This window comes from Acinetobacter sp. YH12072 (assembly GCF_013419565.1).
GTDB lineage: Bacteria > Pseudomonadota > Gammaproteobacteria > Pseudomonadales > Moraxellaceae > Acinetobacter.
In genome coordinates this window covers 1-5,690 of sequence record NZ_VOZV01000066.1, presented here as the reverse complement: position 1 = coordinate 5,690, position 5,690 = coordinate 1, and the positions used below count along the sequence as shown (strand labels likewise).

The following is a 5,690-nucleotide window of genomic DNA, read 5'->3' as shown; positions in this document are numbered from 1 at the left end:
GGCCGCGTTCACCTTGCAGACGAGCAATAGGTAAAGCCGTTTCTTGAGAAATCGTATTGAGGAAGTCTTCACCCAAAGCATCGAGTTCATCTGCGATGGATTCTAAGAATAGAGCCCGCTGTTCAGGGGAAGTATGTCGGTAGGTTTTAAAGGCTGTATGGGCTGCTTCCACGGCCTGGTTGACTTCCTGTTCAGTGGCCTGAAAGAAGTCAAAAGTCAGGGCTTCACCGGTGCTGGCATTCAGGCTTTTCAGGACTTTATCACCTGCAGCGCTACGGGTGCCAGCTATAAAGTTGTGGCCGATATTATTCATCTAATTAGTCCTAGATTCGATTTAATGAGAATGTCGGGGCAAGTTTTTGTCATTAATGACACGCATATATAAGGTTGCTGGTTCCAGGCATCCGCCTGTAGAAAGTTGGCCTACTAACTTGCGATACATTTCTTGCCATGGTGTTTGAGATGCAGGGTAGTCAGGTTTCCATTGTTGACGGCGGCGTTCTAATTCCTCATCTGAAACGAGTACATTGACAGAACGCTTATTTAAATCAATTCTTAAAAGGTCATTGGTCTTAAGCAATGCAATCCCACCACCAACTGCTGCTTCAGGTGACATATTTAAAATAGAAGGGCTAGCTGAAGTCCCACTCTGACGACCATCCCCTAAGCAAGGGAGAGAGTCGATGCCTTTTTTGATCAGCTCTGTAGGCGGTGCCATGTTCACGACTTCAGCACTGCCCGGATAACCGACCGTACCTGCACCACGAATAACTAAGATGCAGTTTTCATCGATGTTGAGTTCCGGATCATTAATCCTTGCGTGATAATCTTCTGGCCCTTCAAACACAATAGCTCGTGCTTCAAAACTGTTTTCATCCTGTGGATTAGACAAATAGGTTTTTCTGAATGCCTCTCCCACAACAGACATTTTCATAATGGCACTGTCAAAGAAATTACCACTTAATACAATAAAGCCAGCACCATGCTTAAGCGGCTCTTGATATGGATAAATTACATCGGCATTTGAAGTTCTAGACCGCTTGGCAATTTCACCTATAGTCTTGCCGCTTACTGTTGCACAATCTTCATGAATGACACCAGCCTGTTGCAGTTCATGTAATACGGAAGGAACACCCCCAGCTCTGTGAAAACCTTCACCCAGATATTTACCTGCAGGCATACAATTGACAATCAGTGGGATCGATTCGCCTACACGCTGCCAATCATCTAGCGTTAGTTCAATCCCCATATGGCGCGCAATAGCAATCAAATGAGGAGGACAGTTACTTGAGGCACCTAAAGCAGATGCAACAGCAATCGCGTTCTCAAAGGATTTTTTGGTCATGATTTTTGATGGTCTTAAATCCTCTAGAACCATCTCACAGATGCGTTTTCCAGTCGCATAAGCCATTTGACCACGCTCACGATAAGGAGCAGGAATGCTGGCACACGTCGGTAAAGACATACCTAAAGCTTCAGCTAAGGCATTCATGGAAAGTGCAGTACCCATGGTATTGCAGTGACCCACTGATGGTGAGGCTGAAGTGGTCATTTCCATAAACCCTTCATAATCAATTTCACCAGAAGCCAATAAATTTCGTGCATGCCAGATCACTGTACCTGATCCGATTAAATCACCTTTATAGTGGCCATCCAGCATAGGTCCACCTGAGAGAACGATAGCCGGTAAATCAGTAGTAGCTGCTGCCATGAGACAGGCAGGTGTAGTTTTGTCGCAACCTGTGGTCAGAACTACCCCATCAAGCGGGTAGCCATGGAGAATTTCTACCAAGCCTAAATAGGCTAAATTGCGGTCAAGTGCGGCAGTAGGACGACGTGATTGTTCAGCAATTGGATGAACCGGAAATTCCATAGGAATACCACCCGCATCACGAATACCTGCTTTAACGCGTTCTGCTAATTCTTTGTGGTGACGGTTACAAGGAGTTAAATCACTGCCGGTCTGTGCAATACCAATAATTGGTCGGCCAGACTGGAGCTCATCGCGTGTCAAACCATAATTCATATATCGTTCAACATACAAAGCTGTCATATCTGCATGTTCTGGATCATCAAACCATTCCTGGCTACGTAAAAAAATCCGTTTACTTTGATCATTCATTTCCAGATCCTTACTTTAATATTATGCAAATAAGCAATATAGGAGGAGTTATTTGTTAGAAGAGTAGAGACCAACCCTAAAACTAACAATTCAGGAATACCATTCAACCTAGGAATAATCACTGACAACTAAAGTAACTCACGCTGTTTTAAATTTTGAATCAATGAGTTGATACCAAAATTCCAAGGTAATGCTCGGTCGCTGGTCGTTACAGTATTGTAAAGAGTGCCTAGTTTAGGTGTATGAATCCGTACGACATCATCAACTTTATGGGTAAAGCCCGCTCCAGGCTTTTCTCGATCTTGGGTAGGAGCAAATAAGGTTCCTAAAAATAGTACAAATCCATCTGGATACTGATGATTTTCATTTAAAGTCTGTTGAATTAAATCTTCTGGATCACGACTAATTTGAGACATAGAACTCAAACCATTCAGTACAAAATTATCTGTTCCTGCGATTTTGAGTTCTACTTCACATGAGCGGATATCATCTAAACTAAATGTCTGATCAAATAAGCGGATAAAAGGACCAATTGCACATGAGGCATTGTTATCTTTAGCTTTGCTCAGTAAAAGGGCACTGCGTCCTTCAAAATCACGCAGATTGACATCATTACCCAAAGTTGCCCCTAAAATTTGACCTTGGCTATTTGCCACCAGAACTACTTCAGGTTCAGGATTGTTCCATTCAGATTTTGGATGAATACCAATATTTTGACCTGTACCTACGGCAGCCAAAACAGGAGCTTTGGTAAATATTTCTGCATCAATGCCAATCCCAACTTCAAGATATTGGGACCACATATTCTGTTCAATTAAGTATTTTTTTAATTCCAGTGCTTTTACGGAACCCGGCTGTATAGATTTAAGACTGTCTCCAATTACGCTCTGTACGATTTCCCGAATATGTTGTGCTTTATCCGCATCTCCTGCAGCCTGTTCTTCAATTACTCGTTCCAGCATACTGGCAGCAAAAGTTACTCCAGCCGCTTTAATCACTTGCAGGTCAATGGGTGCTAAAAAATAAGCTTTACTTGGATCTGGCTCAGGCAAAGTATTTGCGAAAATTTCATCAATATTGCCAATTAATTGACCTTCGATTTTAGCAAGAGCCGAAATAGGAGAATCAGCTTCTAGTAATTCAGAGATCGTATTGAAATGATTAGATATATCAAAAACCTGATTACCCCTCAGAATAACTGGTGATGGCCCAGCAATTTTATGCGGTACCCATGCCCGTCCAATTAAACATCCTTGTGTGCCATCCATTGGCAATGAATTGGCTGAATTTAATGTAAATTTCATGTAAAGCAACTCTATTTATAATTGAAATCATCATAGAATTCCTTTTTAATAAACACCAATGGTAATAATTTAATAATTAATAACCTGTAGTTATTGGGAAAGGACTTCTGAATGGCAGACTTAAATTATTCAAGTTTTAATAATTGGTTTAAATATAGGCATTTGGTTCTATTAGAGACTTTAGCAAGAACTAAAAATATGCATTTAGCAGCTGAACAAATGAATTTAAGCCAGCCTGCGATAAGTAAGATGTTAAAAGAAATTGAAAGCATTTTAGGTTTTACTATTTTTGAACGCTTACCTAGAAGTATGCCGGTTACTGCATTAGGGCAGCACGTTATTCGTTACGCACAGCGTGTACTGAACGATGCCAAACATTTTGTTGAAGATATTGAAATGCTCAGGTTAGGTGGTCATGGATTTCTCAAAGTAGGTGGGATTTTTGCAGCAACAGCTTCTGTAATTCCAAATTCTGTGATTGAGATTAAAAAGAAATGGCCCTTACTTTCTATTGATGTTGTTGAACAGACTAGTGATCATTTGATGGAAATGCTCAGTGAACATACATTGGATTTAGCAGTAGGCCGATTCACCCAAGCAACCCAACAGCAGTTTTTCGATTTCAAACCGTTAGGACCAGAACCTTTCTGTATTGTAGTCAATCATGAGCATCCCTATGCCCAAAAGAAGTTTTGTCAATTAAACGAACTGCTAGATTGGCCTTGGGTTGTTTACCCTAAAGGCACACCGATTCGGAAACGTATGGAAGCGGCATTTATGCGCGCAAATGTTAAAGTTCCCTTGAATACGGTCAATACCATGTCTATGCAAACCTTTTTGCAGATTATACAAACTGCTCCCATGGTGGCTATGCTGCCTGAAGCAATGGTCACTCAACAGGTTGAAGAGGGGAAGCTTTGCATTTTAGAAACTGAATTAATCCTGGATGCTCAGGATTATGGAATCCTCACAAGAAAAGATGAACCAGTTTCAGAAATTGCGCAGACTTTTATAAAAATTTTATTAGAGAATACTAAATAGAATTAAATAAAATAGCACTTAGCTGGGTGAATCAGCTAAGTGCTTTAATAGCATTTAACCTTTGAAATATGTTTCGGCGACACCTTGGATACCTAATCCATAAATTGCAAATACACTGCCGCGCAACTGATTGTCTCCGGGAAAACGTGGTAAAGGAGGCTGAGACATAGAGGTAACAAATAGCACGTCTAAATTTTTTCCTCCAAAAGCCAGACTGGTCACTTTTTTAACTGGCATTTTAATAATTCGATCTATAGTGCCATCAGGTGCATAACGTACTAATTGGCCTGAATATACTTTTGCACTCCAGACATAACCTTCACTATCTACAGTTGATCCATCTGCTGAACCACCATCTTGCGTATCGATTTTGCTAAAAATCTGTTTATTGGTTAAAGCGGTATCTGAACTGGCATAATCATATGACCAGATTTCACCTTGCCAGGTATCAGTAAAATAGAACTTATCGCCTTTAGGGTTCCAGCATATTCCATTTGAAGTATTGATATTTTCTTCAAGTTTCTGAACCGTCATATCTGTATTTAAACGATATAAAGAGGCAGTTTTATCTTCCTCCATACGGTTCATTGATCCAAAAACGAAACGGCCTTGTCGATCTACACCTCCATCGTTTAAACGATTAAAAGGCATATCTGGTTCAGGATGATAAATAAAATCTAAATCGCCAGTATCAAAATCTAGACTATGCAGCCCATTTTCTAAGGCAACAATTGCTCCATTATGATTTTCTCGTAGTGCATAAGATCCAATCTTTTGAAGGGTTTCCCAAGCTTTCAGGTCTTTACCTTGTTCATCACAGGAAAATAATCGACCATCAAATATATCTACCCAGAATAATCGTTGACGAACAGGATCCCATGTCGGCACTTCACCTAAACGTGTCTTAACATCAACAAATACTTTAATTTCCATTTACATTATCCTGAAAGATTATCTCTATTTTATAGGCATTCAATTTATTGAAAAATCATATAGTTTCTAAGTAAATTATAATTTATTTTAAAAAATAACTAATGATTAAATATCAATCTTTGATAAACAGAAGTTATTAATAATAGATCTCTTGCGAAAGTCATTATTGCAAGTTCATCCGGTTTACCAGTGCAGCGATTAAGTTAATGCGTAAACCGAATCTTTTCCGTCTATTTCGATAGCGTTCACTTAGTATTCTAAATCTTTTCAATTGACTGTTAATGTGTTCG

The 5,690-nt window shown here is 39.8% G+C and carries 5 protein-coding genes and 1 pseudogene; 1 reads left to right on the top strand and 5 read right to left on the bottom strand.

Features of this window, described 5'->3' with window-relative positions; genetic code table 11:
- The 3 genes from FTU19_RS15635 to FTU19_RS15625 form a co-directional block, all read right to left on the bottom strand.
- The coding region (locus tag FTU19_RS15635) for an aldehyde dehydrogenase family protein (RefSeq protein WP_180131868.1) at positions 1-313 on the bottom strand (313 nt) is incomplete at its 3' end.
- A 21-nt stretch (positions 314-334) separates the two neighbouring features.
- Positions 335-2,122 (bottom strand): IlvD/Edd family dehydratase, encoded by a 1,788-nt coding sequence (locus FTU19_RS15630; RefSeq protein ID WP_180131866.1) that lies wholly within the window; start codon positions 2,120-2,122, stop codon positions 335-337.
- 128 nt (positions 2,123-2,250) lie between these two features.
- Entirely contained in the window at positions 2,251-3,426 is a 1,176-nt protein-coding gene (locus FTU19_RS15625; protein WP_180131863.1) for a fumarylacetoacetate hydrolase family protein, read from the bottom strand.
- A gap of 111 nt (positions 3,427-3,537) precedes the next feature.
- Here FTU19_RS15625 and FTU19_RS15620 point away from each other — a divergent pair, with 111 nt between their 5' ends.
- Positions 3,538-4,467 (top strand): LysR family transcriptional regulator, encoded by a 930-nt coding sequence (locus FTU19_RS15620; protein WP_004782551.1) that lies wholly within the window; start codon positions 3,538-3,540, stop codon positions 4,465-4,467.
- A 54-nt stretch (positions 4,468-4,521) separates the two neighbouring features.
- Here FTU19_RS15620 and FTU19_RS15615 read toward each other — a convergent pair whose 3' ends face one another.
- Both FTU19_RS15615 and FTU19_RS15610 read right to left on the bottom strand, forming a co-directional pair.
- Positions 4,522-5,400, bottom strand: a complete 879-nt coding sequence (locus FTU19_RS15615) for an SMP-30/gluconolactonase/LRE family protein (RefSeq protein ID WP_104426525.1) — start codon at positions 5,398-5,400, stop codon at positions 4,522-4,524.
- 163 nt (positions 5,401-5,563) lie between these two features.
- Positions 5,564-5,690: pseudogene (locus FTU19_RS15610) on the bottom strand (IS5/IS1182 family transposase); the annotation flags it as partial.